The organism is Vibrio sp. SCSIO 43155, assembly GCF_023716605.1.
In the GTDB taxonomy this organism is placed as follows: domain Bacteria; phylum Pseudomonadota; class Gammaproteobacteria; order Enterobacterales; family Vibrionaceae; genus Vibrio; species Vibrio harveyi.
The window spans coordinates 169,019-194,020 of sequence record NZ_CP071853.1 but is presented as its reverse complement, the minus strand read 5'-3'; the positions used below and the strand labels follow the sequence as shown (position 1 = coordinate 194,020).

At 46.0% G+C, this 25,002-nt stretch carries 26 protein-coding genes, 1 tRNA gene, 1 rRNA gene and 1 riboswitch; of the genes, 17 read left to right on the top strand and 11 right to left on the bottom strand.

Annotated features, from left to right (window positions below):
* Nucleotide 1 precedes the first annotated feature (1 nt).
* The 3 genes from J4N44_RS17895 to J4N44_RS17885 all read right to left on the bottom strand — a co-directional run bounded on the left by J4N44_RS17895 (nt 2) and on the right by J4N44_RS17885 (nt 2,783).
* Nucleotides 2-77, bottom strand: a tRNA-Glu gene (locus J4N44_RS17895).
* Nucleotides 78-166: 89 nt separating this feature from the next.
* Nucleotides 167-1,718, bottom strand: a 16S ribosomal RNA gene (locus tag J4N44_RS17890).
* 540 nt (nt 1,719-2,258) lie between these two features.
* A complete protein-coding gene (locus J4N44_RS17885; protein WP_069687982.1) occupies nt 2,259-2,783 on the bottom strand; it encodes a DUF3087 domain-containing protein in 525 nt (174 codons plus the stop codon).
* 158 nt (nt 2,784-2,941) lie between these two features.
* On the opposite strand from J4N44_RS17885, the gene trmY reads away from it, so the two are divergent.
* Nucleotides 2,942-3,541, top strand: a complete 600-nt coding sequence (trmY, locus tag J4N44_RS17880) for a tRNA (pseudouridine(54)-N(1))-methyltransferase TrmY (RefSeq protein ID WP_069687981.1) — start codon at nt 2,942-2,944, stop codon at nt 3,539-3,541.
* A gap of 77 nt (nt 3,542-3,618) precedes the next feature.
* Here the strand turns inward: trmY and J4N44_RS17875 are convergent, their stop codons facing one another.
* Both J4N44_RS17875 and J4N44_RS17870 read right to left on the bottom strand, forming a co-directional pair.
* Entirely contained in the window at nt 3,619-4,962 is a 1,344-nt protein-coding gene (locus tag J4N44_RS17875) for a TldD/PmbA family protein (protein WP_154202162.1), read from the bottom strand.
* Nucleotides 4,962-6,347, bottom strand: a complete 1,386-nt coding sequence (locus J4N44_RS17870; RefSeq protein WP_252045547.1) for a TldD/PmbA family protein — start codon at nt 6,345-6,347, stop codon at nt 4,962-4,964. Before J4N44_RS17870 ends, J4N44_RS17875 begins: the two co-directional genes overlap by 1 nt.
* Nucleotides 6,348-6,828: 481 nt before the next feature.
* Nucleotides 6,829-6,939, top strand: a riboswitch (TPP riboswitch).
* Nucleotides 6,940-7,048: 109 nt separating this feature from the next.
* On the opposite strand from J4N44_RS17870, the gene thiD reads away from it, so the two are divergent.
* From thiD to J4N44_RS17830, 8 genes are all read left to right on the top strand, one after another.
* Nucleotides 7,049-7,921 carry a bifunctional hydroxymethylpyrimidine kinase/phosphomethylpyrimidine kinase gene (gene thiD / locus J4N44_RS17865; protein WP_029788742.1) on the top strand — a complete coding sequence of 291 codons (873 nt, stop codon included), beginning with the start codon at nt 7,049-7,051 and terminating at the stop codon, nt 7,919-7,921.
* Nucleotides 7,911-8,666, top strand: coding sequence for an ABC transporter ATP-binding protein (locus J4N44_RS17860; RefSeq protein WP_252045546.1), 756 nt, complete (start codon nt 7,911-7,913; stop codon nt 8,664-8,666). The genes thiD and J4N44_RS17860 overlap by 11 nt, the downstream gene beginning before the upstream one ends.
* On the top strand, nt 8,659-9,459 hold the full coding sequence (locus J4N44_RS17855) for an ABC transporter permease (protein WP_252045545.1): 801 nt from the start codon (nt 8,659-8,661) through the stop codon (nt 9,457-9,459). The genes J4N44_RS17860 and J4N44_RS17855 overlap by 8 nt, the downstream gene beginning before the upstream one ends.
* A 47-nt stretch (nt 9,460-9,506) precedes the next feature.
* Nucleotides 9,507-10,457 carry an ABC transporter substrate-binding protein gene (locus J4N44_RS17850; RefSeq protein ID WP_020195161.1) on the top strand — a complete coding sequence of 317 codons (951 nt, stop codon included), beginning with the start codon at nt 9,507-9,509 and terminating at the stop codon, nt 10,455-10,457.
* A gap of 54 nt (nt 10,458-10,511) precedes the next feature.
* On the top strand, nt 10,512-11,180 hold the full coding sequence (gene tenA / locus J4N44_RS17845; protein ID WP_050923889.1) for a thiaminase II: 669 nt from the start codon (nt 10,512-10,514) through the stop codon (nt 11,178-11,180).
* A 12-nt stretch (nt 11,181-11,192) separates the two neighbouring features.
* Nucleotides 11,193-11,984 (top strand): hydroxyethylthiazole kinase, encoded by a 792-nt coding sequence (gene thiM, locus J4N44_RS17840; protein ID WP_074051845.1) that lies wholly within the window; start codon nt 11,193-11,195, stop codon nt 11,982-11,984.
* A 64-nt stretch (nt 11,985-12,048) separates the two neighbouring features.
* Entirely contained in the window at nt 12,049-12,663 is a 615-nt protein-coding gene (gene thiE, locus J4N44_RS17835; RefSeq protein ID WP_074051846.1) for a thiamine phosphate synthase, read from the top strand.
* A 188-nt stretch (nt 12,664-12,851) separates the two neighbouring features.
* On the top strand, nt 12,852-13,577 hold the full coding sequence (locus J4N44_RS17830) for a phosphatase PAP2 family protein (protein ID WP_252045544.1): 726 nt from the start codon (nt 12,852-12,854) through the stop codon (nt 13,575-13,577).
* Nucleotides 13,578-13,655: 78 nt separating this feature from the next.
* Here the strand turns inward: J4N44_RS17830 and J4N44_RS17825 are convergent, their stop codons facing one another.
* On the bottom strand, nt 13,656-16,103 hold the full coding sequence (locus J4N44_RS17825; RefSeq protein WP_222326902.1) for a molybdopterin guanine dinucleotide-containing S/N-oxide reductase: 2,448 nt from the start codon (nt 16,101-16,103) through the stop codon (nt 13,656-13,658).
* A 23-nt stretch (nt 16,104-16,126) separates the two neighbouring features.
* Nucleotides 16,127-17,221: a NapC/NirT family cytochrome c gene (locus tag J4N44_RS17820; RefSeq protein WP_009697286.1), complete on the bottom strand. Its 1,095-nt coding sequence runs from the start codon at nt 17,219-17,221 to the stop codon at nt 16,127-16,129.
* Nucleotides 17,222-17,452: 231 nt separating this feature from the next.
* On the opposite strand from J4N44_RS17820, the gene J4N44_RS17815 reads away from it, so the two are divergent.
* From J4N44_RS17815 to J4N44_RS17790, 6 genes are all read left to right on the top strand, one after another.
* Nucleotides 17,453-18,004 (top strand): GNAT family N-acetyltransferase, encoded by a 552-nt coding sequence (locus J4N44_RS17815; RefSeq protein ID WP_252045543.1) that lies wholly within the window; start codon nt 17,453-17,455, stop codon nt 18,002-18,004.
* A gap of 27 nt (nt 18,005-18,031) precedes the next feature.
* Nucleotides 18,032-18,763 carry a glucose 1-dehydrogenase gene (locus tag J4N44_RS17810; protein ID WP_074051848.1) on the top strand — a complete coding sequence of 244 codons (732 nt, stop codon included), beginning with the start codon at nt 18,032-18,034 and terminating at the stop codon, nt 18,761-18,763.
* Between the two features lie 9 nt (nt 18,764-18,772).
* Nucleotides 18,773-19,237, top strand: coding sequence for a GNAT family N-acetyltransferase (locus tag J4N44_RS17805; protein ID WP_252045542.1), 465 nt, complete (start codon nt 18,773-18,775; stop codon nt 19,235-19,237).
* Between the two features lie 430 nt (nt 19,238-19,667).
* Nucleotides 19,668-20,138 (top strand): HAD family hydrolase, encoded by a 471-nt coding sequence (locus J4N44_RS17800; protein WP_005449534.1) that lies wholly within the window; start codon nt 19,668-19,670, stop codon nt 20,136-20,138.
* A gap of 66 nt (nt 20,139-20,204) precedes the next feature.
* Nucleotides 20,205-20,735 carry a GNAT family N-acetyltransferase gene (locus J4N44_RS17795; RefSeq protein WP_252045541.1) on the top strand — a complete coding sequence of 177 codons (531 nt, stop codon included), beginning with the start codon at nt 20,205-20,207 and terminating at the stop codon, nt 20,733-20,735.
* A gap of 83 nt (nt 20,736-20,818) precedes the next feature.
* Nucleotides 20,819-21,268: a GNAT family N-acetyltransferase gene (locus tag J4N44_RS17790; RefSeq protein WP_252045540.1), complete on the top strand. Its 450-nt coding sequence runs from the start codon at nt 20,819-20,821 to the stop codon at nt 21,266-21,268.
* A 16-nt stretch (nt 21,269-21,284) separates the two neighbouring features.
* Here J4N44_RS17790 and J4N44_RS17785 read toward each other — a convergent pair whose 3' ends face one another.
* Together J4N44_RS17785 and J4N44_RS17780 are read right to left on the bottom strand one after the other, a co-directional pair.
* Nucleotides 21,285-21,944 carry a hypothetical protein gene (locus J4N44_RS17785; protein WP_009695877.1) on the bottom strand — a complete coding sequence of 220 codons (660 nt, stop codon included), beginning with the start codon at nt 21,942-21,944 and terminating at the stop codon, nt 21,285-21,287.
* Nucleotides 21,945-22,009: 65 nt separating this feature from the next.
* Nucleotides 22,010-22,453, bottom strand: coding sequence for a c-type cytochrome (locus J4N44_RS17780; RefSeq protein ID WP_005449549.1), 444 nt, complete (start codon nt 22,451-22,453; stop codon nt 22,010-22,012).
* Between the two features lie 133 nt (nt 22,454-22,586).
* Here J4N44_RS17780 and J4N44_RS17775 point away from each other — a divergent pair, with 133 nt between their 5' ends.
* Together J4N44_RS17775 and J4N44_RS17770 are read left to right on the top strand one after the other, a co-directional pair.
* Nucleotides 22,587-23,228 (top strand): cytochrome b/b6 domain-containing protein, encoded by a 642-nt coding sequence (locus J4N44_RS17775; protein ID WP_252045804.1) that lies wholly within the window; start codon nt 22,587-22,589, stop codon nt 23,226-23,228.
* A gap of 10 nt (nt 23,229-23,238) precedes the next feature.
* Nucleotides 23,239-23,667 carry a MarR family winged helix-turn-helix transcriptional regulator gene (locus J4N44_RS17770; RefSeq protein WP_009695880.1) on the top strand — a complete coding sequence of 143 codons (429 nt, stop codon included), beginning with the start codon at nt 23,239-23,241 and terminating at the stop codon, nt 23,665-23,667.
* Between the two features lie 94 nt (nt 23,668-23,761).
* On the opposite strand, the gene J4N44_RS17765 is transcribed toward J4N44_RS17770, so the two are convergent.
* On the bottom strand, nt 23,762-24,289 hold the full coding sequence (locus J4N44_RS17765) for a hypothetical protein (protein ID WP_353505869.1): 528 nt from the start codon (nt 24,287-24,289) through the stop codon (nt 23,762-23,764).
* Between the two features lie 331 nt (nt 24,290-24,620).
* Nucleotides 24,621-24,992 (bottom strand): c-type cytochrome, encoded by a 372-nt coding sequence (locus J4N44_RS17760; protein ID WP_050903296.1) that lies wholly within the window; start codon nt 24,990-24,992, stop codon nt 24,621-24,623.
* Nucleotides 24,993-25,002: the final 10 nt, after the last annotated feature.

Genomic DNA, 25,002 nt, shown 5'->3' with positions numbered 1-25,002 from the left:
ATGGTATCCCGTAGGGGAGTCGAACCCCTGTTACCGCCGTGAAAGGGCGGTGTCCTAGGCCTCTAGACGAACGGGACACTGGATTGAAGAGTTTGGGAACTCTTCCTCTCTTTACTTTATAAACCGTATCAATCTGTGTGGACACTCATCGTGAGTAATCATCGTATAAGGAGGTGATCCAGCGCCAGGTTCCCCTAGCGCTACCTTGTTACGACTTCACCCCAGTCATGAACCACAAAGTGGTAAGCGTCCTCCCGAAGGTTAAACTACCTACTTCTTTTGCAGCCCACTCCCATGGTGTGACGGGCGGTGTGTACAAGGCCCGGGAACGTATTCACCGTGGCATTCTGATCCACGATTACTAGCGATTCCGACTTCACGGAGTCGAGTTGCAGACTCCGATCCGGACTACGACGCACTTTTTGGGATTCGCTCACTCTCGCAAGTTGGCCGCCCTCTGTATGCGCCATTGTAGCACGTGTGTAGCCCTACTCGTAAGGGCCATGATGACTTGACGTCGTCCCCACCTTCCTCCGGTTTATCACCGGCAGTCTCCCTGGAGTTCCCACCCGAAGTGCTGGCAAACAAGGATAAGGGTTGCGCTCGTTGCGGGACTTAACCCAACATTTCACAACACGAGCTGACGACAGCCATGCAGCACCTGTCTCAGAGTTCCCGAAGGCACCAATCCATCTCTGGAAAGTTCTCTGGATGTCAAAAGTAGGTAAGGTTCTTCGCGTTGCATCGAATTAAACCACATGCTCCACCGCTTGTGCGGGCCCCCGTCAATTCATTTGAGTTTTAATCTTGCGACCGTACTCCCCAGGCGGTCTACTTAACGCGTTAGCTCCGAAAGCCACGGCTCAAGGCCACAACCTCCAAGTAGACATCGTTTACGGCGTGGACTACCAGGGTATCTAATCCTGTTTGCTCCCCACGCTTTCGCATCTGAGTGTCAGTATCTGTCCAGGGGGCCGCCTTCGCCACCGGTATTCCTTCAGATCTCTACGCATTTCACCGCTACACCTGAAATTCTACCCCCCTCTACAGTACTCTAGTCTGCCAGTTTCAAATGCTATTCCGAGGTTGAGCCCCGGGCTTTCACATCTGACTTAACAAACCACCTGCATGCGCTTTACGCCCAGTAATTCCGATTAACGCTCGCACCCTCCGTATTACCGCGGCTGCTGGCACGGAGTTAGCCGGTGCTTCTTCTGTCGCTAACGTCAAATGATAGTGCTATTAACACTACCACCTTCCTCACGACTGAAAGTGCTTTACAACCCGAAGGCCTTCTTCACACACGCGGCATGGCTGCATCAGGCTTGCGCCCATTGTGCAATATTCCCCACTGCTGCCTCCCGTAGGAGTCTGGACCGTGTCTCAGTTCCAGTGTGGCTGATCATCCTCTCAGACCAGCTAGGGATCGTCGCCTTGGTGAGCCATTACCTCACCAACTAGCTAATCCCACCTAGGCATATCCTGACGCGAGAGGCCCGAAGGTCCCCCTCTTTGACCCGTAGGTATTATGCGGTATTAGCCATCGTTTCCAATGGTTATCCCCCACATCAGGGCAATTTCCTAGACATTACTCACCCGTCCGCCGCTCGACGCCGTTATCGTCCCCCGAAGGTTCAGATAACTCGTTTCCGCTCGACTTGCATGTGTTAGGCCTGCCGCCAGCGTTCAATCTGAGCCATGATCAAACTCTTCAATTTAAAGTTTTTGATTCCCTAAATAAATAGGGAGAGGCTCAATGAATACTGACTTCAAAACTACTAATGTAATTTTAAAGCTATTATCGTTCCAACAGAACGATAATGAATTGACTGTGCCAAGTCCGAAGACTTGATTGGTCACTTCGTTTCATTGAAACCTAATTTGAAACCGCTCTTTATTAAGAGAAATTTCTAATTGGATTATCATCAACGAGTGCCCACACAGATTGATAGGTCTATATTGTTAAAGAGCTTGCTTCGTAAGCTTTGTTATCGAAGCGGAGGCGTATTCTAAGGAATTAATTCTTAGTGTCAAACACTTTTTTTAAATTAATTTTTAGAAGCTTTTTCTTTCGCCTCATTGCCAACCGCTTTTGCGTTTCCGCTTTGCCCTGACAACGGAGGCGCATTATAGGGAGATGATTTTTCTTGGCAACCCTTTTTTAGAAAAAAACTTAAAAAAAAGCGTTGAGTGATGAAATCTCACTCAAACGCTTGTTTTTAGCACTTAGTTGTTAACTTCAAGTAGCAAATAGGCAATCAATATGTGTCTATCCAAGACTCTTCAAAGCTAGCGATATCCAGATCCAGTGATTGCGCCGCTTCTATTTGTTCAATTGCCTCTAATTCTTTATTTACACTGCTCATCGTTAATGTGTTGTTGTCTAACTCAAACACCTGACTTTGAGTCGTATAGTAGAACTTAAGTATCGTCAGCGCTTTTACATCGTGCTCAACAGAAGCGGCTTTAATGCTTTTCAGTTTACGAAAGATCTTGTTGTGCAGTTGCTTGAGTTTCCAGACATACAACACTTCTTCCATATAAGGGCGTGTTTTGAATTGGTTCAACAAAGACAGTGAAGTGGCTAAGGCGAGCACAACACCAATTAAGTTCCAATGAAAGTTCCCCGTCGATTGTTCAGGTACTACATCTGTATTACCGAACAAGACAATTAATAAAGTACTAAAAGCAAGAGAAGAGATCGCAAGCAAGGCAACAAAGCCACCAATCACTAGGTTGACCTTCTTTCTATAGACTTGTTTGTTTATTTTTTTGATTTCCATATACCGCTCCTAACAGGTTGCCTCTATTCTAACCAGCACACTCCTTACGACAATCGAAGCTTTGTAAGTAAGTTCACATTTGCTATTAAACTCGCATCCCTTCCCTGCTTGGGTATATACTTCCGCGCATTCACTCTTCCTATATAGAGGCTAAATTCATGCGCTCTTTTGTTTTACGAGCTCGCGCAGCGCCAACCACCAGCAAAGCACTGTTAGAAGGTGTTGGTAATGAAGCGCATACAGAGATTCTTGCTCATACCATGATGAACACTATGTTCGTTGCTCAATCGCACCGCGAAGATGTGGTTGTGTACTTGGTTTTAGAAAGCACAAAAGATTTCTCACGTACCATTACCATTCGCTCCAACGACATAACCAACATTGGCGGCTTCCATGAGTCAACTTTGATTGCAGCGGTGGCTCGCGCTTTAGACGCTTCGGTTGGTATGGGTAAAGAGCAGCTTCGTGAAGTCGAACCTGGTATCACCGTTCGTACAGTCAGCTTTGAACGCCTAGTGCAAGAACTGGCAGAAGATCACCAACTATATATGTTGGATAAAAAAGGTGAATTTGTTCGTGATGCAGAAATCGGTGGAAACCCATGTTTCTTGCTAACTGACCATATTCCGATGCCGAAGAAGTCTTTTAACAGCTTAAAGCGCCTTGGCACAGAGAAGATCAGCTTAGGTCCTAAGATGCTGTTCGCTTCTCAGTGTGTGGTATTGATCCACAATGAGCTGGACATTCGCGAATTTTAATTCTCACGAGTTAATCATTCGATAAAAGAAAGAGGACTCCATTGAGTCCTCTTTTTGTTTCTATAGGAATGCTAAGTTTACTTACCACCAATGCTCAAGCGCGCAAAGCGAACGTCTGGCGAGAAGAAAGTGCGGCTATCGTTAATTAACTGAGTATCACCCACAGCCTCAACTTCTTGCAGCATCTTGTAGAAGTTACCCGCTACAGTGATACCACGCACTGGTTGAATGCGCTCACCATCACGGCACAAGAAGCCACTCGCACCAAATGAGAAATCACCACTCACTGCATCCGCGCCAGAGTGAACACCCTGCAGTTCGACTAACTCTAGGTACTCACCCGCTTTTACTTCTGACGCACTGCTGTTACCCGTCGCAATCACTTTGTGATTCGCTGATACGTCTAGGCTCGATTTTGCACCGCGAGCAGCACTTGCTGTCGAGACTGCGCCCAAGTAACTTGCGGTCTGGCTGTTGTGTAGCAAGGTTTTCAACTCACCATTAGCAATCATCACATTGTCTTGAGTAGCAAAGCCTTCACTATCAAAACTTGCGATTGCCATACCATTTGGCATGTAAGCCGTATCAGTAAAGGTAATTAAATCACTCGCAACACGTTGACCAAGCTTATCACCCAGTGGCGTAATGCCTTTCATCGCGCTTACGCCAGAGAAAGCACTGCCGAAAGCACCGAATAAACTTGCTAGCGCATTGATATGGAAGATAGCAGGGTAGTTACCCGTCGCAACCGGTGCACCTTCAAGAAGATCTCGAGCAAGGTTGTAACCGCCTTCGATACAGTAAGCTGGATTCAACTCATCAAAACGGCGACCAAGTGACATTCTGCCCGCCATTGACTGTTTGCCGTCTTTTTCAAACAAGGTATACGCGTAACAAGTGAACGAGCGCTCGAAGTGTTGACACAATGTGCCTTGAGTATTGGCAATGATCAGTTGTGTTTCGCCATCGCTGTAACCATTGTAAGGTGCGCTAGAGGCGTGAGGCAGAGCTACTACGCCTTGCTCAAGTGCGAGAGACAGTTCAATTTTTTCATCAACAGAAGTCGTATCTTCTTGTGAAATCTCAGCAACATCAGTCGCGATTTGGCTGTTCACGCAACTTATAGTCTGATGTTCATCTTGCTTGGAAAAGCGAGCGCTTTGCAGTGCGTTGGTCAGCATCAAATCTAAGCTTGGTTGCTCTAACGACTCAGAATAGCTTGTTGCAACACGCGCATCTTTCACAACACGAACACCCAGAACTTGGCTTGAGCTTACTTTGTACTCATCCAGCTTTCCTTGGTTCGCTTTCAAAGAAAAGCTGCTGTTGCGGTTTACAATGACGTCCGCTTCTGCACCTTGGCGTTTTGCTTCTGATAGGACGTAATCAACCGCATTAAGAAGTTGTTGTTCTTGGCTCATTAGTTACCGCCTCCTACCAGAATGTTATCTACTTTCAGCGTTGGCTGACCGACTGTTGTTGGCACTGAACCACTCACGGAACCACACATGCCCGGCGCAAGCGCCATGTCTTTGCCGACCATGCTGATTTCTTTCAGCACTTTTGGACCCGTGCTGATCAGCGTTGCAGTTTTCAGAGGTTTGGTGATTTTGCCATTTTCAATGAGGTAAGCTTCACGAACGGCAAAGTTGAACTCCCCCGTACCCGGTTGAACCGAGCCGCCGCCCATCTTCTTCGCATAGATACCACGCTCGATGCCTGTCAGCATGTCATCAAGTGAATGCTCGCCTTCTTCGATAAAGGTGTTACGCATACGCGAGGTTGGTGCGAACTTGTAGTTTTGACGACGACCAGACCCCGTAGGTTCGTAACCTGTCTTCATGCCCCCCATTTTATCGACCATAAAGCTGGTAAGCTTACCGTCTTTGATCAATTGAGTGCGCTGAGTCTTCATGCCTTCATCATCAACATGAATCGAGCCCCATTCGTTAGTCATGGTGCCATCATCGACTGCATTCACTGCGGTGTGAGCAACCATTTCGCCCATCTTGTCGTGGAAGACTGATGCTTTCTTCGCAACTGAAGTGGTTTCTAACAAGTGACCACATGCTTCATGGAAGATAACGCCACCAAAGCCGTTACCAATCACCACCGGCATTTCACCCGATGGACAAGCATCCGCACCAAGTTTAACCAACGCTTGCTGCGCGATAGTTTGACCTAGCTCTTTGGCATCAAGCTGTTCACTGAATTCCCAACCCGCAAGAGCACCAGGACCTTCCATACCTGAAGACTGCTCATTACCTTTTTGAGCGACGGTATTACCAGCAACTCGGATGTAGTGGCGAGTATCGTCAACGTGTAGACCTTCTGAGTTGAAGATAGACACTTGCTGTTCGCGCTGAAGCACGCTGCCGATGAACTGGCTGATATGTTCACTCTCTGCGCGTGCGGCTTGGTCAACTTGCAATAAGAAAGCAATTTTAGAATCTAGGTTAGCGTCTTTGCCAAGTGGCATACGACAACCATGTTGAATTGGGTAGCGGTTCAGATTGAGAGAACCTGCTGAGGCGATTTGCTCACGCTTGTCTTTTGCTGCAAGCAGTGAGGTTACGCGTTTAAGCTCAGCTTTATCGGTGCTGTTGGTGTAACCGTAAAGCACTTTATGACCGAAGAAGAGACGAATACCGATACCAAAATCGATACCCGAGTTCACCTTGTCCACCTCACCAGATGCGATCTGGACAGTGTTGGTTTGATGGTGTTCAACGAATAGCTCAGCGAAATCAGCCCCTAAAAAGAGGGCATGATCGATCACCGCTTTCGCTGTTACAGAATTAAGCATGAAATCTCCTTGCTCGTTGATCGTCCTAGCCTTCCCCACCTTTGAGTTAGACTCTGTTTATAACAGTCATAACCTAAATTGGATGACTCAAAAGGATATTGGCAACACGTTAAATATTAACACTTTTTTAACCTTGTTTTATGCTAATCCTTGCTAAATCAAAGAACGAATCGTTACGTATTATGTCGACATCTCACTATTAGATAGTGTCTTGAACTGCCAGTTTCAATGCAGCACGTTATTTACACTAAATTCTGCCACCACATTTCTGTTGGATTCACAAAATAATTAGGGTTCCAGCTAGGCAACAAGCGAAAGAGTCCCATGAGCATAGTTAGCCTATGTGATTGGGCGAGTGAGCGCAGTTAACAACGCTAGGGCTCTAATTACGAAGAGAATCCAGTTCTCATATTTAAATGATGACTCTCTCTAGCCATAAAAAAACACGTGCACCGTAACTGAGTGAACTGCTATTATCTTGACGAAATAGTCGGGGGGCCCATGCAGTGAATGCATCGGCTGAGATCGAAATTCGAGACCCGTTGAACCTGATTCAGTTAGCACTGACGTAGGGAACTATCATCACTTTGCCACTAGCTTGCCTTGAGTCTCTACCAGTGCAGCTAGCCCAATGGATCCGATCACCGATCTTCCCTTGCTTGGCCAAGTCAGTTCCTGTACGTCTTGTAATAGGAGCGACCATGGCGCAGCAGTCAAGCCAAGAAAAACCATCAACACAGCCACAAGCAGCAACTTCAACAGACACACCGATTGTGTTAACGATTGCAGGTTCTGATAGCGGTGGCGGCGCAGGCATTCAAGCCGACATAAAAGCGATGTCCGCAACCGGCAGTTTTGCTTGCTCGGTAATCACGGCGATTACTTCGCAAAATACCCAAGGCGTTTCTGCGATTTTCCCAATCCCGCTCGACCATGTAGAGAGCCAACTTGATGCGGTATTTACCGACCTCAACATCGTTGCAGTTAAAGTGGGCATGCTGGCCGATTCCAATATCATCAAAGTCGTTGCAGACAAAATTAAACAATACCAGCCAAAACACCTCGTGATTGACCCTGTTATGGTGGCCACCAGCGGCGATCTATTACTGGAACAGTCGGCAATCAGCACTTTAAAAGAAGAATTGATTCCGCTCGCAGACATCATTACCCCTAACCTGCCTGAAGGTGCAGCATTGACAGGTAAACCAGTTCCTCAATCAGAATCTGAAATGAACGATATGATTGCTGACTTGCGCGCATTAGGGGCAAAAGCGGTGCTGTTAAAAGGCGGTCATCTGGAAAAAGACGAAAACAGCAACGATCTGCTGATCATGCAAGACAATGCCGAGTTAATTAGCGCTAAACGCTTTCCAACCAAAAACACCCATGGCACAGGCTGCACGCTGTCTTCTGCTATCGCGTCTTACCTTGGTCAAGGCAACAACCTGCACAAAGCGGTGCACCTAGGTAAGCAGTACATCAGCCAAGCTATCGCACACGCTGACGAATTGGATGTCGGTAAAGGTCATGGTCCTGTGAACCATTTTTTTACAGGTCACACGCATGTGCGCTAATGCACTCGGCATTCAGCTTACCGAAGCAAGTCTGCAATACAAAGACAGCCAAACACCAACATTAGCAGGGTTGAGTATGACCATCCCTGCCAATCAATGGACGGTGTTACTTGGTCGCAGTGGTTGCGGAAAAACGACGATCCTTCGTTATCTAGCGGGTTTGTTAGACGACAAAGTCGAATGGCATGGCGAGTTAACGACCACGGATGGCATCACCTTACACAAGCGTATTGCCTACATGGCGCAGCAAGACTTGTTGCTGCCGTGGTTAAATGTGTTAGACAACGTCTGCCTAAGTTCTCGATTTTCTCAAGATCAAGCACCAGAACAAAATAAACAACGTGCACTGACTTTACTCAGCCAAGTGGGACTCGCCAATTACGCAGATGCTAAGCCAGCTCAGCTCTCTGGCGGCATGAGACAACGTGTTGCCCTTGCTCGCACTCTGATGCAAGACAAGCCTCTGGTTCTGATGGATGAGCCTTTCTCTGCGTTGGACGCGGTTACTCGCCATAAGTTGCAAACCTTGTCTGCCGAATTGCTGAAAGATAAGACGGTTGTTCTTATTACCCACGACCCACAAGAAGCGGTGCGATTAGCTCACCAACTCTATGTATTGCAAGGCACGCCTGCGCAAGCTCAGCACTTGGTTGTTCCGGATTCCGCGCCGCCACGAGTTCTCGATGGAGAGTGCGCAGCGCTACAACAGGCGATTTTGGATCAATTGGAGAAAGACTATGAGTGATATGACTCAGTACAACTCCGTTTCGGCACGTATTAATAAAAAAGAACGCGTGACCCATCCAGCTCTGCGCTTGGTCATAAGCACTGCGGTGATCTTGGGATTGTGGCAGTTGGTCGTGGTGATATTCGATATGCCAAGCTTCATCTTACCTTCACCTATTGAAGTGCTGGATAGATTGGTCACTCGTTACGATGTATTGCTCAAACATACTTGGGTTACTGCGCAAGAGATTTTACTTGGCTTGGCGCTTGGATTATCGATGGGTTTGCTGTTCGCATTGCAAATGCTGATGTTCGAGCCGCTGAAGCGTTGGTTACTGCCAATTCTGATTGCTAGCCAAGCGATCCCTGTGTTCGCCATCGCGCCAGTGCTCATGCTTTGGCTCGGTTACGGCATTGCTTCAAAAGTTGTTATGGCGGCGATCATCATCTTTTTCCCCGTCACGACATGTTGCTACGACGGCTTACGCAATACACCAACAGGTTACCTCGATCTTGCCAAGACCATGGGCGCGTCTAAATGGCAGCTACTTCGTCATATTCAATTGCCAGCCGCACTACCAACTTTAGCCTCAGGTATTCGTGTTGCCGTCGTTATTGCGCCAATTGGATCAGTGGTCGGTGAGTGGGTAGGTTCAAGTGAAGGCTTGGGTTATCTGATGCTCCAAGCTAACGCTCGCATGATCATTGATGAGATGTTTGCGGCGCTGTTTATCCTCGCCGTGCTGTCTATCGCACTCTACTTCATCACCGATAAATTATTGAAAAAAGCCATCCCTTGGGAAAGCAAGTAATTGCCGAAAATAACCAAAGGAAATTGGGAAAGAAAAGGAAGAACCCCGTGAATAAAAACAAACTTATGAGCGCTGCTGCTCTACTCGCTTCAGTGGTATCAACCAACGTCCTTGCCGCTGAAAAAGAGATGACACTGATGTTGGATTGGTTCGTCAATCCAAACCATGGTCCTATCGTGATTGCCAAAGAGCGCGGTTACTTCAAAGAACAAGGTTTGAAGGTCAACATTCAAGAGCCTGCAGATCCAAGTACACCACCTAAGTTGGTCGCTGCTGGCAAGGTCGACATGGCGATTTCATACCAACCGAGCCTAACTATCGATGTCGCAGCTGGTTTGCCACTAATCCGCTCTGCGACTTTGATTGCTACGCCACTCAACACTCTGATGGTGTTGGATAACGGTAAGAATGAAAACCTTGGCGACTTGAAAGGCAAGAAGATCGGTATTGCGATCGCAGGCAACGAAGAAGCAACAATCGGCACTATGTTAGCTCAAGAGAACGTGAAGTTTTCTGACGTACAAATCATCAACGTAGGTTGGGCACTGTCTTCGTCTCTTGCGTCTGGCAAAGTGGATGCGATTTGGGGCGGTCTACGTAACTTCGAAACCAACCAACTTGCACTAGAAGGTTATAAAGCTAAAGCCTTCTTCCCTGAAGAACACGGCGTGCCAGCGTATGACGAGTTAGTCTTCGTAGCCAATGCGAAAACCTACGACAAAGAAGCCATCAAGGCATTCAACAAAGCACTTGAGCAAGCGACCACTTACATCGTTAACCATCCAAAAGAATCTTGGAAAGAGTTTGTGGCTTATTCACCAGACACCCTCAACAACGAGCTTAACCAACGCGCTTGGAATGACACGCTAACTCGTTTCGCTCTTCGTCCATCTGCAGTAGATCTGAAACGCTACGATGATTATGCCGAATTCATGTATTCACAAAAAATCATCGAGACACTGCCAAAAGCGAAAGATTACGTACCGAGCTTTGACTAATTCTACTGACCTTAGGCTCAAAGCCTAAGGTCTTTTGATAACGAGATATCCATAATGAAATACCAAGACTTGATCGACGCTTGCCACCAAGATTGGCAAGAATACACTGAGCATGCTTTCGTGCTGCAATTGGCGCAAGGCACTCTGGCTCAACCTTGTTTTCTGCACTATCTAAAGCAGGATTTTCTGTTCCTAAAGCAGTACGCACGAGCTTACGCATTAGCGATCTACAAAGCGCGTACTTTGGATGACATGCGCCGTGCTCTCCCAAGCGTACATGCATTGCTCGATTCTGAAATCGCCCACCACGTGACTTACTGTGAGCAATGGGGACTGACGGAATCCGATCTAGAAAACGAGCCAGAAGATTTCGGCACTGTGGCTTACACCCGCTACGTATTGGATGCTGGCATGACGGGCGATCTTGTTGATCTATACGCGGCACTAGCGCCATGCTCTATCGGTTATGCCGTTATCGGTAAGATGCTGATTGAAGATGAAAAGACAGTAATCGAAGGCAATCCATACGCAAGTTGGATCAATCTCTACGGTGGTGAAGAGTTCCAATCTGGTGTCGCAAAAGGTGCAGAACACTTTAACCAGTTATTGGCGGAAATCGACATCAATAGCCAGCGTGGTCAAAACCTGATTCAGGTATTCAAAACCGCAACACGTATGGAAGTGGCATTCTGGCAACAAGGTCTGAACGCTCAGCAAGATTAATCGGAGAGTCTCATGTTAATTGAACAAATCACCCAAGCATTAACCGCAGTGCGCCAGCAAAAGCCATTAGTCGTCAACATCACTAACTACGTGGTGATGAACAACACGGCAAACGCCCTATTGGCCATCGGCGCTTCTCCAATCATGGCGCACTCCAAGCAGGAAATGGCAGAGATGATGTCGTTCGCTGGCGCATTGGTTATCAACATTGGAACCCTAGACAGCGTTTGGACACCTCGTATGAGCTATGCCGTAGAGCAAGCCAATGCCAATGGTAAAATCGTTATACTCGACCCAGTCGGTTGCGGAGCAAGCTCACTACGTACAGAGACATCACGTGAAATCGCACGCCTTGCAGACAAACTCATCATCCGAGGTAACGCTTCAGAAATCATTGCTCTCGCTGGTGAGCAAGCACAAAGCAAAGGCGTCGATGCGTTAGACAGCAGCGACGCGGCACTTGGTGCAGCCAACTTCTTAGTCACAGAGTATGATGCAAGCGTGGTGATTTCTGGCGAGACCGATTACATCGTCACGAAAGGGCAAACCGTGCAACTAAACAATGGTCACGAGATGATGCCATACGTAACAGGAATGGGCTGTACGCTCACGGCACTAACGGGCGCTTTTGCTGCCGTTGGTGATGACACTGGTCTCGCAGCAGCAGCGGTACTAGGTGTTGTTGGCGAGATTGCAGCGGAACAAGCTCGTGGTCCAGGTAGCCTGCAAATGAACCTGTTGGATGAGCTTTACCAGTTGGATGAAGAAACATTGGCGAAGCGCCTCAAACTGCACGTGCAATAAGCTTTTATCTCTTTTAACACTAGCCTCTCAATCCTCTTTCAATGAGAGGCTTAAAGGAAACCCAATGAACGCCTATCGTTTATATTTGGTCACCGATGACCAACAAGATTTAGCCACACTAAAGCGTGTTGTGAGAAAAGCGGTGGAAGGTGGCGTGACTATGGTACAAGTCCGCGAAAAACACGGTGATGTACGTGCGTTTATCGAACGAGCTCAAGCCGTGAAAGACATCCTTAAAGATACCGATGTGCCTTTGATCATCAATGACCGCGTAGATGTCGCACTGGCTGTCGATGCTGATGGGGTCCACCTTGGGCAATCAGACATGCCAGCAATCATTGCTCGTGAATTGATTGGACCAAACAAAATTCTCGGTTTATCTATCGAAAATGAAGAGCAGCTTGCAGAAGCCGACTCTCTGCCGATTGATTACATCGGTTTGAGCGCGATATTCGCGACGCCAACCAAAACCAACACAAAAAAACACTGGGATATTGATGGTTTGAAAATGGCGTTAGAGACGACTTCACTGCCGATTGTTGCCATTGGCGGCATTAACGAGAGTAACATTCCGCAGCTTAGCGCCACTGGTGTTCATGGCTTAGCTTTGGTTTCAGCAATTTGCCATGCTGATGATCCAAAAACCGCATCAGAGTACCTATTGGGTTTGATGAGCTAACCTTCTCGGTTCCTGAACAACGCGCTTATGGATGAGCGCGTTCGACTCTCAAAACTTTCAACAGTCCATCCTTTCACAGCGAAGACCTGCAATGTCACTTTCACACTCGAATTGACAGAGCGTTGATAAGTTTTTCACATCAATTGTCGTAAGATAGCCGCCTATTTTCGACTGCTGTATGACTTTTCATGAAAACAAAAAAATATGGTTTGATGATGCTCGCCTTGTTCATTCTTGGCATCATCCCGCTTTCGCTGTTTGCCTCGTTCCACGATCTTACTTCTCACGTTTCTGATGGTACTGGCATCCTATTCACCTTGCTGACAGACTCTGCAGGCAGCAAAGGCTTTTTAATTACCTTGACGTTGTTGGTGCTGTCCCTTTACCGCTTTAAACCATCTCGCACCGACTGGATGCAAAAACTGTCGATGCTGGGGTTGCTACTGGTGATTGGTTTTGCCAGCAAAACAGGCTTGAAGCTAATGACAGAAAGCCCACGTCCCTACACCGAATTGCTTGCTGCAGAGCAATTAATTGAACATCCAGAAGCGTTTTATCAACTAGAAACCGCTCAGCAAGCGAATGTGATTGGGCAGATTTCTGAGAAAGTCAGCGAATGGCGCACTCGCCACTGGCAAGGTGAAAAAGATTACTCTTTCCCATCTGGTCATACGATTTTCGTTTCAATCTGTTTAGCCTTCTTCGGTGGGTTATTTTTGCAGAATAAGTGCTATTTTTCTGCTGCAACTTTATGGGTGTGGGCTATGGGCGTAGCGTACAGCCGTTTGTGGCTAGGCATGCACAGAATTGAGGATTTGATTGGTTCAGTGGTGTTTGTCGCTGCGGTATTTACCTTACTGCCTACGTTTCAAATTACAAAAAAAGCGCCTTTCGTTGCCTTAGCAACCAAGTAAAAGTCTTAAAAAATAGATAAAAAGAAGCCAGCAACTTGCTGGCTTCGTTCATTTTAAACATTGGATTCTAAACTGAGACTAAGCATTCTTAGGTGGTGTAAATGCCGTTAGCTCAAGGATTGGTCCTTCGTATTTCTCGATACGAACCAACGCAGAGTTTGCCGCACAACCGTTCGCAAGACGAGAAGTTGGAATATCTAGCGTTAGAACATTACAACCACCGTTTTTACAGATGCCTGTTTTCGGATCTAGATCTGGCCAACCACCTTCGTGAATACAAACAGAACCTTGCTTGATGCCATCAGTAACCAATGCCCCCACCAGAACTTGACCGCGACCATTAAAGGCACGAACAAGATCACCGGTCTTAATACCTCGTGCTTTTGCATCTTCTGGGTGGATAGAAATCGGCTCACGATCAGCAATCGCGTACTCTTCACGAATCTTCGCGTAGTTGAACTGGCTGTGCAGTCGATGCGCGGCGTGCGCCGTCATTAGCTGAAGCTCACCATCAGTGGCATTGCCCGTGTATTCTGTTGGCTCCATCCAAGTTGGGTGCGGAGGACAGTCTTCTAACTGGTAGCCTTCAATTGTCTTAGAGAAGATCTCGAACTTACCACTTGGCGTACCTAGCGGGCTCATAATTGGGTTTTCACGGAATTCAGCGTAACGTACAAACTGCGCGTTTTTCTCATTCCACTTCATTTCGATCAACTGATTATCTTCCCAGAATTTACTGAAGTTTGGCATTGCGATGCGTTGACCACGACCGCCTTGCTGTGCTGCTTTATAGAAGCCATACAGCCATTCCATTTCCGTTTTGCCTTCGGTGTAGACATCACGTCCACCCGGAGCAAGCAATTCTGCCATGTCCGCAAATACATCAAAGTCGTTACGAGCTTCACCTTGAGGCTCTACCACTTGCTTCATTGGTACTAGGTGTTGGTTACTGTAGTCACCTGTCATGGTCATATCGTTACGCTCAAACGATGTGGTGATAGGTAGAACAATATCCGCGTGCTTCGCTGCCGCTGTCCAGTATGGTTCAGAGATAACGATAAGCTCTGGTTTTTGCCACGCTTTGATCAAACGGTTGGTATCTTGGTGGTGAGTAAAGTTCGCACCGCCTGCCCACCAAATCATCTTGATCTCAGGGAACGTTAAGTCATGACCATTGTGATGGTAGCTCATCCCTGGGTTTTCTAACGCTTCAACAATACGTGCTACTGGGAACGCGTTAACAGAGCCAGAAACCGCCCAATCGTTACCCGCAGAAGATCCGCCACCTAGTGATGCTGAAATCGCAGGAAGCACACCCGCATCACGTGCAGGGTTACCACCGTTTGAGTAATGGTAAGAGAAGCCAAAACCACCACCCGGTAGACCAATTTGACCCAGCATAGTTGCTAGCGTCACTAGCATCCAGTGACGTTGCTCTCCGTATTGTTGGCGCTGCATACCCCAGCCCGCCATCAGCATTGTGCGGTTTTTGCTGAAAATGTCTGCAAGCAGCTCAAGTTGCTTAACTGGCACGCCACAAATCTTAGACGCCCACTCTGCAGATTTCTCAACGCCGTCTTCTTTACCCATTAGGTAAGCTTCGAATACGTCGTAGCCTGTGGTGTATTTCGCTAAAAATTCTTTGTCGTGCTTACCTTGTTTCACAAGCGTATGCGCGATACCCATCATCATTGCCACATCCGTCATAGGATGCGGAGCGATCCATTCTGCGTTTTCGCCGAAGAACTCGATAGTTTCTGAACGCATTGGATCGATAGCGATAACCGTCTTACCTGACTTCTTAAGCTGGTGGAAGAACTCAAGACCCGCACAGTCTGTTGAGCTCCAAGCGATTTTTAGGGTATTGATTGGGTTAAGACCCCAAAGCACCACAACGTCACTGTGCTCAAGAACCACAGGGTAAGTGGTTTGCTGTTCGTATACTTCAATAGAACCTACCACGTGCGGCATGATCACCTGCGCTGCACCTGTAGAGTAGTCACCAAGGTGACCTGAATAACCTCCAGCCATGCTCATATAGCGCTGTAGAAGCGTTTGCGCTTTGTGCAGTACGCCACTTGAACGCCAACCGTAAGAACCAGCAAACACCGATTCAGCACCATGCTCTTTGCGAATGCGCATGTGTTGTTCGTGAATCAGTTTGTAAACTTCATCCCAAGACACGCGAACGAACTCATCACTACCGCGCACACCTTCTGGCACAGATGGGTTTGCCAAATAGCCTTTACGTACCATTGGGTACTTAACACGAGCTTTAGTATGAACTTGGTCAGGCCCCGTAGTTTGAAGACTGTTTGGTACCGTTTGTGGCAATGCGTTCGTGGTAGAAACCAGCTTACCGTCTTTCACTTCACATAGCATTGGACCCATGCGACCCGCTGTGAGTACACCTGAACCACGCTTATCGGACGCTAGCGCGCTCATTGGCGTCAATGAAGTGAAAGCTAGAGCACCAGCAGTTAGACCAGTGCCTTTTAGAAATCCTCGACGAGTTAAATTAGTCATAATCTTATCCTTCTATTTATCTATTAGTGACCAACCACATCTTTCGCGTGGTGCTGGAAGAACTTAGTCAAAATTTCTAGGTTTTCTGCTGAAATATCAGTGCGATCCCCCATACTCTTCGCTACAGGACCCCATGCGTTCACAGTAAAGTGATTTGAAGGAATTTTCGCGTGGCAAGTTGCACAGTAAACGTTGTCCAACTCTTCCGCGTATGACCAAACTGGCTCTAGCGTATCAACGACTGGAGAATCAATCGTTGCCGTTAGAGTGACAGGGCGCCACTCGTTGCCATATACATCTGCCTTGAACTCGCCAGCTTCAACTGCTTGTTGACCTTGTTCAGATAGTGTTGCGACAATCGCGCGTTGACCTTCACCCATGTAAAGCACTTGTTCTGCACCTTTCATTTGGAATGCGTTGATCTTAACCGTGCGGTTGTCTCCCTCAGCTTTCACAACGTCCAGCTTGGTTGTTGGGTTCACCGTACCAAAGTCGCCCATGCTGATAGACGTCACTGGATAAACCACTTTCGCATCTGCTGCTGTCTTGGTTGTGAAGCTCATCAGTGTTTCAAACGCTTTGCTATCAAGTTCCGCTTCTGGAGCAAAGTGCGCTACACCTTTGTGACAGTCGATACACGTTTGGTCATTCGCTTTACCGTAAGCGTGCATCTTCGCCGCGTCACGTGATTGCTCGAACTCTTCCATTGCATCGAAATCGTGGCAAGAGCGACAGGTTGCCGAATCATTTTCTCGGAACTGCGCCCAAACCATCTCAGCAAGTTCAGTACGATGCGCCTCGTACTTCTCAGGCGTATCGATCTTGCCAGTCACGAACTCGTGGTAAATGTCTTTTGAGGCACGGATCTTAGTGATCAAGTAATCCATTGGCTCTTTCGGAATATGACAGTCTGAACACTCAGCTCGAATACCTTTAGCGTTACTGAAGTGCACTGAGCCTTGATACTCTTTGTATGGAATTTCCATAGAGTGACAAGAAAGACAAAACTCAGTGTCCGATGTGTAATGCATCACTGCTGCGGTGCCGCCTAAAGTTAGCCAGCCCACACCAATACCCACTGCCACCATTGCGGCGATATAACGTTTTTTAATTGACATAATTAGAAATAAATACTCACAAAGTTACATGCTTTGTCGCATATTTACCCCTTTAGTAGTAATTTCGACTTGATCTGAGTCATGCATATTCTCTATGTGGTGACTTATTTTTCGTTATTGAGAGGCTCCTTACCATATTCCATTTTTTAAAAAAATCTTTCTTGACCAGACGTATTCGCCATAACGATAGATGTTGTTTATCAAAGCACTTTTGATATGTTTGTGTGAAATATGAAAACTCGATCACATGGAGGCGAATCGCACGTGCTATCTCAATCTATTTCTACCCCAAGAACCGAGCTAAAACCGCTCACTCAGGACAATTGGGATCTCTATCGACGTCTATCCAGTGATCCAGAAATCATTACTCTTTGTTTTGATCCGCCAACAGAAGCTGACATGAGACAGAAATTTGAATCGCGTCTGCCAATATGGACTCCCCAAAGTGAACATTGGTTATGTTTGGTGATTTATGAAAAACACAGTTCACAGCCAATCGGTATCACTGGCTTTGTACTGCAAAATGGGATTGCTGAGGTCGGATATTTGTTGTTGCCAGAGTTTTACGGTAAACAATTTGGTACCGAATCTCTTGCGGGTGTAATTGATTGGGCATTTAACCAGCACAATATCTCTGAGTTTTCTGCCACCGTGACGGAAGGTAACATTGGCTCCGAGCGAGTACTGGAAAAGTGCGGATTTAAACTTACTGAAATCATCCCTGAAGCCTATGAAATCGGTGGGAAAACGTACGCTGATAGGCTCTATTCATTACAAAAATAATATTCACTACAAAAACAAGGATATGTTATGCAGAAAGTAGTCATCATCACCGGAGCCAGCCGAGGCATTGGTGCAGCAACGGCTAAGCGATTGGCAGCACAAGGTTATTCTGTGTGCGTAAACTATCGTACGCAGACTGACGCTGCCACACAAGTTGTCAACGAAATAGAAGAAAATGGCGGTAACGCAATCGCTATTCAAGCGGATGTTTCCAATGAGCAGCAGGTACTCTCATTGTTTGAACAAACTGAACAAGCGCTTGGTAAAGTCACTCACCTCGTCAACAATGTTGGAATCTTATTCACTCAATCTCGCCTTACCGACATGAGTCTTGAGCGCTTCCAAAGCGTGATGAATACTAACGTCACTAGCTGCTTTCTCTGCTGTCGAGAAGCGGCAAAACGATTTGAATCTGGCAGTGCCATCGTTAATGTCTCCTCTGCCGCATCTCGCTCTGGTGCGCCATTCGAATATATTGATTATGCAGCATCAAAAGGAGCAATGGACTCTCTCACTAAAGGGTTGTCTTTGGAATTGGCTACGCAAAATATTCGCGTTAATGGTGTTCGCCCCGGCTGTATCTACACTGACATCCATGCCGACGGCGGAGAACCCAATCGTGTCGACAGACTCAGCGAAAAAATCCCTCTCAAACGAGGTGGCACTGTGGACGAAGTTGCCAATGCCATTGCTTGGTTACTGAGTGATGAGGCCTCGTATGTCACTGGCTCCTTTATCGATCTTGCTGGCGGAAATTAAGGAACGATCATGGAAATAAGACGAGCTACACCCAAAGATCTTGATGCACTATTTACGTTAAACAAACAGATCAGTGAACTTCACCATCTCAATGCTCCTGAAGCCTTTGTTGCCCCCTCGGAGCAAGACAAACAATTTCTTGCCAATGCTCTAGAAGATAAGGAACGTTTAATTCTAATTGCTGAAGAAAACCAACAAGCGATCGGTTTTGTGACCGCAAGCATTACGCAGAATGAAACCATTAGTTTTCTGATCAAAGACCCAATCTGCCGTATCGGAACCATAGTTGTGGATGAAAATCGGAAATCAAATGGAGTGGGAAGTCTACTCATGAATCAAGTAGAGCAATGGGCCATTGAGTCAGGAGCTGTTCAAATTAGGCTGGAAGTAATGGAGTTTAACCAAGCTGCTCAGCAGTTTTATGACAAACTCGACTTTACGACGAGCTCGCGCATCATGTTGAAATGTTTGTAACGATCACGGCATTTAAGCGAAATTTACTATTAAAGCTAACCTGAATCGCAATTCTTTCTGGCACCTTCCTCCCCCTTTTTGAAAAGACGATATGATGTACGGATATACCCAAGTGACTTCAAGATGAAGGATTCAGAGCGTTGTCATTGATTCGAGAGCAAGGAAATAACGCAGTGTAATAGCCAGCTATTTTCAAGTTGTTTGACGCAGCCATTGGTTTAATTAAAAAAGCGAGTCAATGACACGCTCCCGAAGGGCACTCTTTATAAATAGTAAGGTTACAAATAGTAAGGGCCTTGGCTTGTATACTTTGTTGCCGATTCTTGATTTAGAGTGACTAGATCTTTAAATCGCCTACGCGTCTACAAACCGAGTCATTCTCGCTGAACCAAGCATCTCGAGGTTACTTGGGTATAATGGAGATTCGAACATGATTTATCTTTTCGATTGGGGGAACACCTTAATGGTAGATTTCCCTCACGCACAAGGAAAAATGTGCGATTGGGAACACGTCGAGACCATGCCTCTCGCCAGAGAAACGCTAGAAAAACTGTCACAGCAGCATAGCGTTTATATCGCTACCAGTGCATCAGACTCCGCAATGGAGGACGTGCAAAAGGCATTTCAGCGAGTCGGACTGGACCAATACATCAGTGGTTACTTTTGTTTTGCCAATCTTGGTATTGCGAAAAATCAACCTAGCTTCTATCTCGCGGTCGCTGAGCAATTAAACGTAGTACCCAGCCAGCTCACTATGGTGGGAGACTTACCAGAAAAAGACATTTATCCCGCAATGGATGCAGGGCTAAACGTCATTTGGTTCAATCCTAAAAACCTTCCTATTCCAAGTAAGCCTATTCCGTCTCAAGTGCATTGTTTATCGGAGCTGATACTAGGCTAACCAACAAGGCTTTACTGGAACTCTCGTTTAACCAACTACACTTAATGCACTAATCAAGGAAGATGAATGCAGATCAGACCGATTACTCTCAACGATATCGACCATTTTATTGCGCTCTGGAACCGTGTATATGAAGAAGGCGAGTATTTGCGATCTCCTGCGCCTGACCGAACAATGTTGAGTGATGTGATCACCCGAGTAGAAAAAGAATCCATCCCTCAGTTTGTCGCCTTTGATGGGAGGCAATTAGTGGGAAGTATTGAGATCTTCCCTGCCGAAATGTGCGGTTATGAAGGTGGAGAGTTTGCGAAAACTGGTATTCTTGGCATTCACATTGATCGTCATTATCGCAACCAAGGACTAGGAACAAAACTTCTAGCAACCGCCATTCAAAGTGGTTGGAAGTATGGTTATGATACCATTGTTCTCAATGTTTATAAGACCAACCAAGCAGCGATTGCTTTGTATGAACAATTTGGCTTCGAACATGATGGTGAGCTAGGAGAAGTGTTACTACCCAATGGCAAATATCTGATGAGTCAAAAAATGGTGTTAAAGCAAGACGAAATGAACGCTAGCAGCAAAAGCCATTCTTGATAAGCTAAGAATCCAAGGCTACTTGGGTGCAAAGCCGACCTTTCGATATACTCGCTCGCCCAACGACTTAACACGTAATTGTGATGATTGAATTTAAACCTTTACCACCAAACCAAGTTCCAATGACTTTGCTGCTAGAGGCAGACCCTAATCAAGACAACATTGAGCGATATCTTGATACATCCATTGGCTTCGCCGCTATTGAAGACAATCAAATTGTTGGTGCATGTGTGATATTACCTCATTCGAAAACACAAGCTGAAATCATGAACGTTTCAGTCGCGCCAATACATCAACAACGTGGCATTGGTTCAAATCTATTGCGTTTTGCAATTGAAGCCATGAAAAGTCAATCATTTCAAAAACTGATATTGGGAACGGGTACCTTTGGTTATCAACTGACGTATTATCAGCGATTAGGTTTTAGGGTAGAGAGCGTGGACAAAAATCATTTCTTACTCCACTACCCAGAACCAATTTGGGAAAACGGCATTCAACATAAAGATATGCTACGCCTGTATCTTGAGCTTTGAATAAAGAGACTTTCGGTTAACTTTTCATATCTAACTTTTTACCCAAGTATTCAATTTCAAATGTCGCATAGCCAAGCTGAACCGCTTCAAAAGAGTACATTAGGTTTTGTGCCTGCTGCGCATCCTTGGCTAACACAGCGACTGAATAGATTGGACGCTCAATGCCATTGTCGAGTACTTGGGTATTGATATAAGACGAAGTGATTAAACCAGAGTTGTTCAGATTGATAACACGCTGTAAATCGACACCCAATACGCGGTCCATTTCTAAAGCCTCAACCCCCTCTTTCCAACGCAATGTCACACTGTAGTTATCACTCTCAGGCGTGTTATCTAACCATTTAGCACCCAAAGGTTGGATACTCGCGATCTTCACCAAATCTTGTTGGTACATGGGTAAGTCTTGCAGTTTTGCTTGCACTTCCGCTTCGTTTTCTGCTGATAAAACAAAACGCAGAATTTGTACCACTTTACCATCAATACTGCTTGGTAAAACGAACATGTCTTTCACATCACCTTGCTCGATAAGTTGACTAAATTCGGCTTTCTGTTTTGGTAATGTCTGTAAAACCTGCTCCACATCGTTAGTATTCCAGGCTAGTTCAACGCCGTAATCAGCAGCAAAACTTGAGAAAGACGCAACAGCAAGTGTGCTCAATAGGATGATTCTGTTCATAAGGTTACCTTTCATTTTACGATTTTCTTATCTGCTTCAAGTTAAATTCAATGTGGTTGACTCTATTACCAGCGGCTACGATATGCGCGATGGCAACTACGACAAGTACTCTGGGCTTGTTTGAGTCCAGCCTCGGCTGCTGAAACTTGTTGATCTTGCGCTGCTTGATACAGTTGAACGAACCCTTCATCCATTTGCACCATCAAACGATTGAAGTTCTCTGGCTTGCTCCACACTTCTTTCTTCGCTTTGCTATCAGCTTGGCTACCTTGCGGAAACGCTTGTAGCAAATGTTCGCTATGACGAGAGAGTTCATTGCCGATCTGCGCTAAAGCTTGCCAATCGGTATTACTGCCATTCAGAGTCTTGTCCGCTTGCTTCGATAGAGATTCAATTTGCTCAAACGCATTCTGGCGCATGTCGATTTGAGAGCTGAAGTCTTGAGCAAAAAGCGTTGTTGGTACAAAAATGGTCGGTAAAAGTGCAATCAGTGCCAGTGTCTTTTTCATGTCTTTCTCCTAATCGTTCTTCATTGTTGGGTTGTTGGATTTAAATTTACACAACAATCATTGCATACGCAATTATTGTTGTGTAAATTACCGTAAAGAAGATCATCACACAACAAAACGATCGAGGTAAATGATGAAGATTTGGGACTTAGCAACAAGGCTCTACCACTGGAGTCAAGTTTTACTTTTTATAGCATTGATGGCATCTGGGCTGTCTGGTAACGGTCCTCATATCCAACTTGGATTGGTATTATTCACACTGCTAGTATGGCGAATGGTATGGGGATTCATCGGCAGTGAGACTAACCTATTTCGTCAATTTCTCCGCTCCCCTGAAGACGTCATTTCTTATTTAAAGGGAAAATCGGCAGCCACTGCTGGTCACAACCCTGCTGGCGGCTGGATGGTAGTAACCATGCTGACAGCACTCTTGCTTCAATGTATTTCTGGAATGGCTCTTGGTGGCGTATTCGACACATGGCCTTATTCGGAAGTTTGGCTTAACGATGACGTATTCGCTGGCATGGAGTGGCTACATTTAACCTTGGTCGATCTTTTACCAATATTGATCGCTTTACATATTGGCGCGATCCTTCTTTATAAATTAAAAGGCAAACCATTAGTGAAAGCCATGATCACTGGTAAGCAGACCAAAACAATCAAAGAAACCTCTGTTGCTGAGCAAAAAATTGTCTATCTCGCACCGCAAAGCCGTGCGTTGGGGGTGCTAGTTGCCGCAACATTGGTTACCATGACAATCGTTGCTTTATCATAAGAGAAAGAAAATGAGCGAACAGTTTGATAGACAAGACAGTTTTGGTTGGATGATCAACGTGGTTGCACACGATGCGGCAAAGCGATTTGAGATCGAACTCAAGAAGCATGGTCTCACAGTAGCGCTTTGGCCAACCATGATGTGTTTATGGGAAGAAGAAGGCGTAACACAGCGCGATATTGCGGCGAAATCTAAGGTAGAAAACTCAACCACGACTCGCACTTTGGACAAGCTTGAGAAGCTTGGTTTAGTGGAACGCCACCCTGATCCAAATAGCCGCCGATCATTCCGAATTTACCTCACGGAAGAAGGGCGAAACCTCAAAGAAACCTTGCTGCCAATTCCGTTGAACGTCAATAAAGCACTAATGAGCCCGTTAGAGCCGGCTGAACAGAAAGAGATGTTACGCCTACTAAAAAAGTTGGTCGCAGAGATTTAGCGCTTCGCTGAGTTTTCCAACTAAGAATAAACAAAGCCCTAAGTTCTGAACTTGGGGCTTTGTGTTTTTAGGTGAACGCCAAGTTTGCCCGTACCTAACACCCTTCAGTAACATGCCCTCTTACCACTGAGCGATTTGATGCTTGATTAACGTAATAGAAATAACACGCCTCACTTTCCAAGGTATAGCCCTGCGGCCAGATGTACACCACACGATCTAGACCAGAGTGATCAATAAATTGGTATTTTGGGATCTCAACAAAGTGTGCACTGTTAGGAAATTGATTGCCCATAATACAAAAATCGCTGCCATGGCACGGCTTATCGATGGGTGAATTGCCCTTGGCGGGTAATCCTATTTCCAATAAAGCACGGATACTATTCGCACTTGCTTCCGGCATGCCACTGAGCATCTTCACTTGATGGTCAACATAAGTGATTTGTTGACTATCCTGTGCATCATCAATAACAACTTTGGCATGAAAAAACTTAAGAGATGTCCCCAGAGAGGACTGTGAACTGTGCAGCATAGACGCGTATGCTTGGCGGTGGATATCGAGCAAGACAGGTAAAGCTGCGAGAGTAATGGATCCCAATGTTGCGAGCACAATGGTGATTTCCATCAACGTAAATCCTTTTGCTTTCACTTCTTATCTCTCGGCATACAGACAAATGATAGTTACCCAAGTAGCCTCTTGATGTTTGATTCAGCGAAATGGCCGAGGGTAAAGGTCGTCGCTCCCACTTCCATGTGAGAACCGAGCCAATATATCGCTGAAATTACGCAGAGAAACGCACTAACTGATAGAAAAACCGAACCAATTAAGAACTTGAGACCAGCCACTAAGTTGTGCTGAAACATACTCAGCAATTAGCTAAAAAACTCGACTAAATTCAAACTACTACGGCACAAACGATCAGGTTAAGTATTTGTTTCTAAAATAAGAATCTTATTTAGTTAATACTTTTGATGTATTCAAATATGTCATTGACTTCGTTTTCACTCAGCACAGTTTTGAATGGTGGCATTGCACCGCCCTGCCCATTGCCACCTTCCAAGACAGAACCAATCAGCTCCACTTTCGTCCCAAACGGGTTTAAGAGCTCGGCAGATATATTATCGGGTTTAATGTCCATGGCTTTGGCAACAAGACCATCTCCATGCCCTTTATCACCATGACAAGAGACACAATAAGACTCAAAACGCTGCTTTCCTGCGACTAGGTCCGCTTCGCCGTATTGGTTATCGGTAAACCATTTATAGCCTGCAAATCCAAAGCTGGATACAAGCAATAAGAAAACAACAGAGAAAAAGAATTTACGCATGGGTGCCCCT

Bases quoted from the DNA above. Each gene is read 5' to 3' on its own strand.
- J4N44_RS17825 (WP_222326902.1), bottom strand. From the start codon at position 16,103: ATGACTAATTTAACTCGTCGAGGATTTCTAAAAGGCACTGGTCTAACT.
- thiE (WP_074051846.1), top strand. From the start codon at position 12,049: ATGAACGCCTATCGTTTATATTTGGTCACCGATGACCAACAAGATTTA.
- J4N44_RS17765 (WP_353505869.1), bottom strand. From the start codon at position 24,289: ATGGAAATCACCATTGTGCTCGCAACATTGGGATCCATTACTCTCGCA.
- tenA (WP_050923889.1), top strand. From the start codon at position 10,512: ATGAAATACCAAGACTTGATCGACGCTTGCCACCAAGATTGGCAAGAA.
- J4N44_RS17770 (WP_009695880.1), top strand. From the start codon at position 23,239: ATGAGCGAACAGTTTGATAGACAAGACAGTTTTGGTTGGATGATCAAC.
- J4N44_RS17775 (WP_252045804.1), top strand. From the start codon at position 22,587: ATGAAGATTTGGGACTTAGCAACAAGGCTCTACCACTGGAGTCAAGTT.
- J4N44_RS17760 (WP_050903296.1), bottom strand. From the start codon at position 24,992: ATGCGTAAATTCTTTTTCTCTGTTGTTTTCTTATTGCTTGTATCCAGC.
- J4N44_RS17820 (WP_009697286.1), bottom strand. From the start codon at position 17,221: ATGTCAATTAAAAAACGTTATATCGCCGCAATGGTGGCAGTGGGTATT.
- thiM (WP_074051845.1), top strand. From the start codon at position 11,193: ATGTTAATTGAACAAATCACCCAAGCATTAACCGCAGTGCGCCAGCAA.
- J4N44_RS17870 (WP_252045547.1), bottom strand. From the start codon at position 6,347: ATGCTTAATTCTGTAACAGCGAAAGCGGTGATCGATCATGCCCTCTTT.
- J4N44_RS17780 (WP_005449549.1), bottom strand. From the start codon at position 22,453: ATGAAAAAGACACTGGCACTGATTGCACTTTTACCGACCATTTTTGTA.
- J4N44_RS17810 (WP_074051848.1), top strand. From the start codon at position 18,032: ATGCAGAAAGTAGTCATCATCACCGGAGCCAGCCGAGGCATTGGTGCA.
- trmY (WP_069687981.1), top strand. From the start codon at position 2,942: ATGCGCTCTTTTGTTTTACGAGCTCGCGCAGCGCCAACCACCAGCAAA.
- J4N44_RS17800 (WP_005449534.1), top strand. From the start codon at position 19,668: ATGATTTATCTTTTCGATTGGGGGAACACCTTAATGGTAGATTTCCCT.
- J4N44_RS17855 (WP_252045545.1), top strand. From the start codon at position 8,659: ATGAGTGATATGACTCAGTACAACTCCGTTTCGGCACGTATTAATAAA.
- J4N44_RS17875 (WP_154202162.1), bottom strand. From the start codon at position 4,962: ATGAGCCAAGAACAACAACTTCTTAATGCGGTTGATTACGTCCTATCA.
- J4N44_RS17795 (WP_252045541.1), top strand. From the start codon at position 20,205: ATGCAGATCAGACCGATTACTCTCAACGATATCGACCATTTTATTGCG.
- J4N44_RS17805 (WP_252045542.1), top strand. From the start codon at position 18,773: ATGGAAATAAGACGAGCTACACCCAAAGATCTTGATGCACTATTTACG.
- J4N44_RS17830 (WP_252045544.1), top strand. From the start codon at position 12,852: ATGAAAACAAAAAAATATGGTTTGATGATGCTCGCCTTGTTCATTCTT.
- J4N44_RS17885 (WP_069687982.1), bottom strand. From the start codon at position 2,783: ATGGAAATCAAAAAAATAAACAAACAAGTCTATAGAAAGAAGGTCAAC.
- J4N44_RS17790 (WP_252045540.1), top strand. From the start codon at position 20,819: ATGATTGAATTTAAACCTTTACCACCAAACCAAGTTCCAATGACTTTG.
- J4N44_RS17815 (WP_252045543.1), top strand. From the start codon at position 17,453: ATGAAAACTCGATCACATGGAGGCGAATCGCACGTGCTATCTCAATCT.
- thiD (WP_029788742.1), top strand. From the start codon at position 7,049: ATGGCGCAGCAGTCAAGCCAAGAAAAACCATCAACACAGCCACAAGCA.
- J4N44_RS17860 (WP_252045546.1), top strand. From the start codon at position 7,911: ATGTGCGCTAATGCACTCGGCATTCAGCTTACCGAAGCAAGTCTGCAA.
- J4N44_RS17785 (WP_009695877.1), bottom strand. From the start codon at position 21,944: ATGAACAGAATCATCCTATTGAGCACACTTGCTGTTGCGTCTTTCTCA.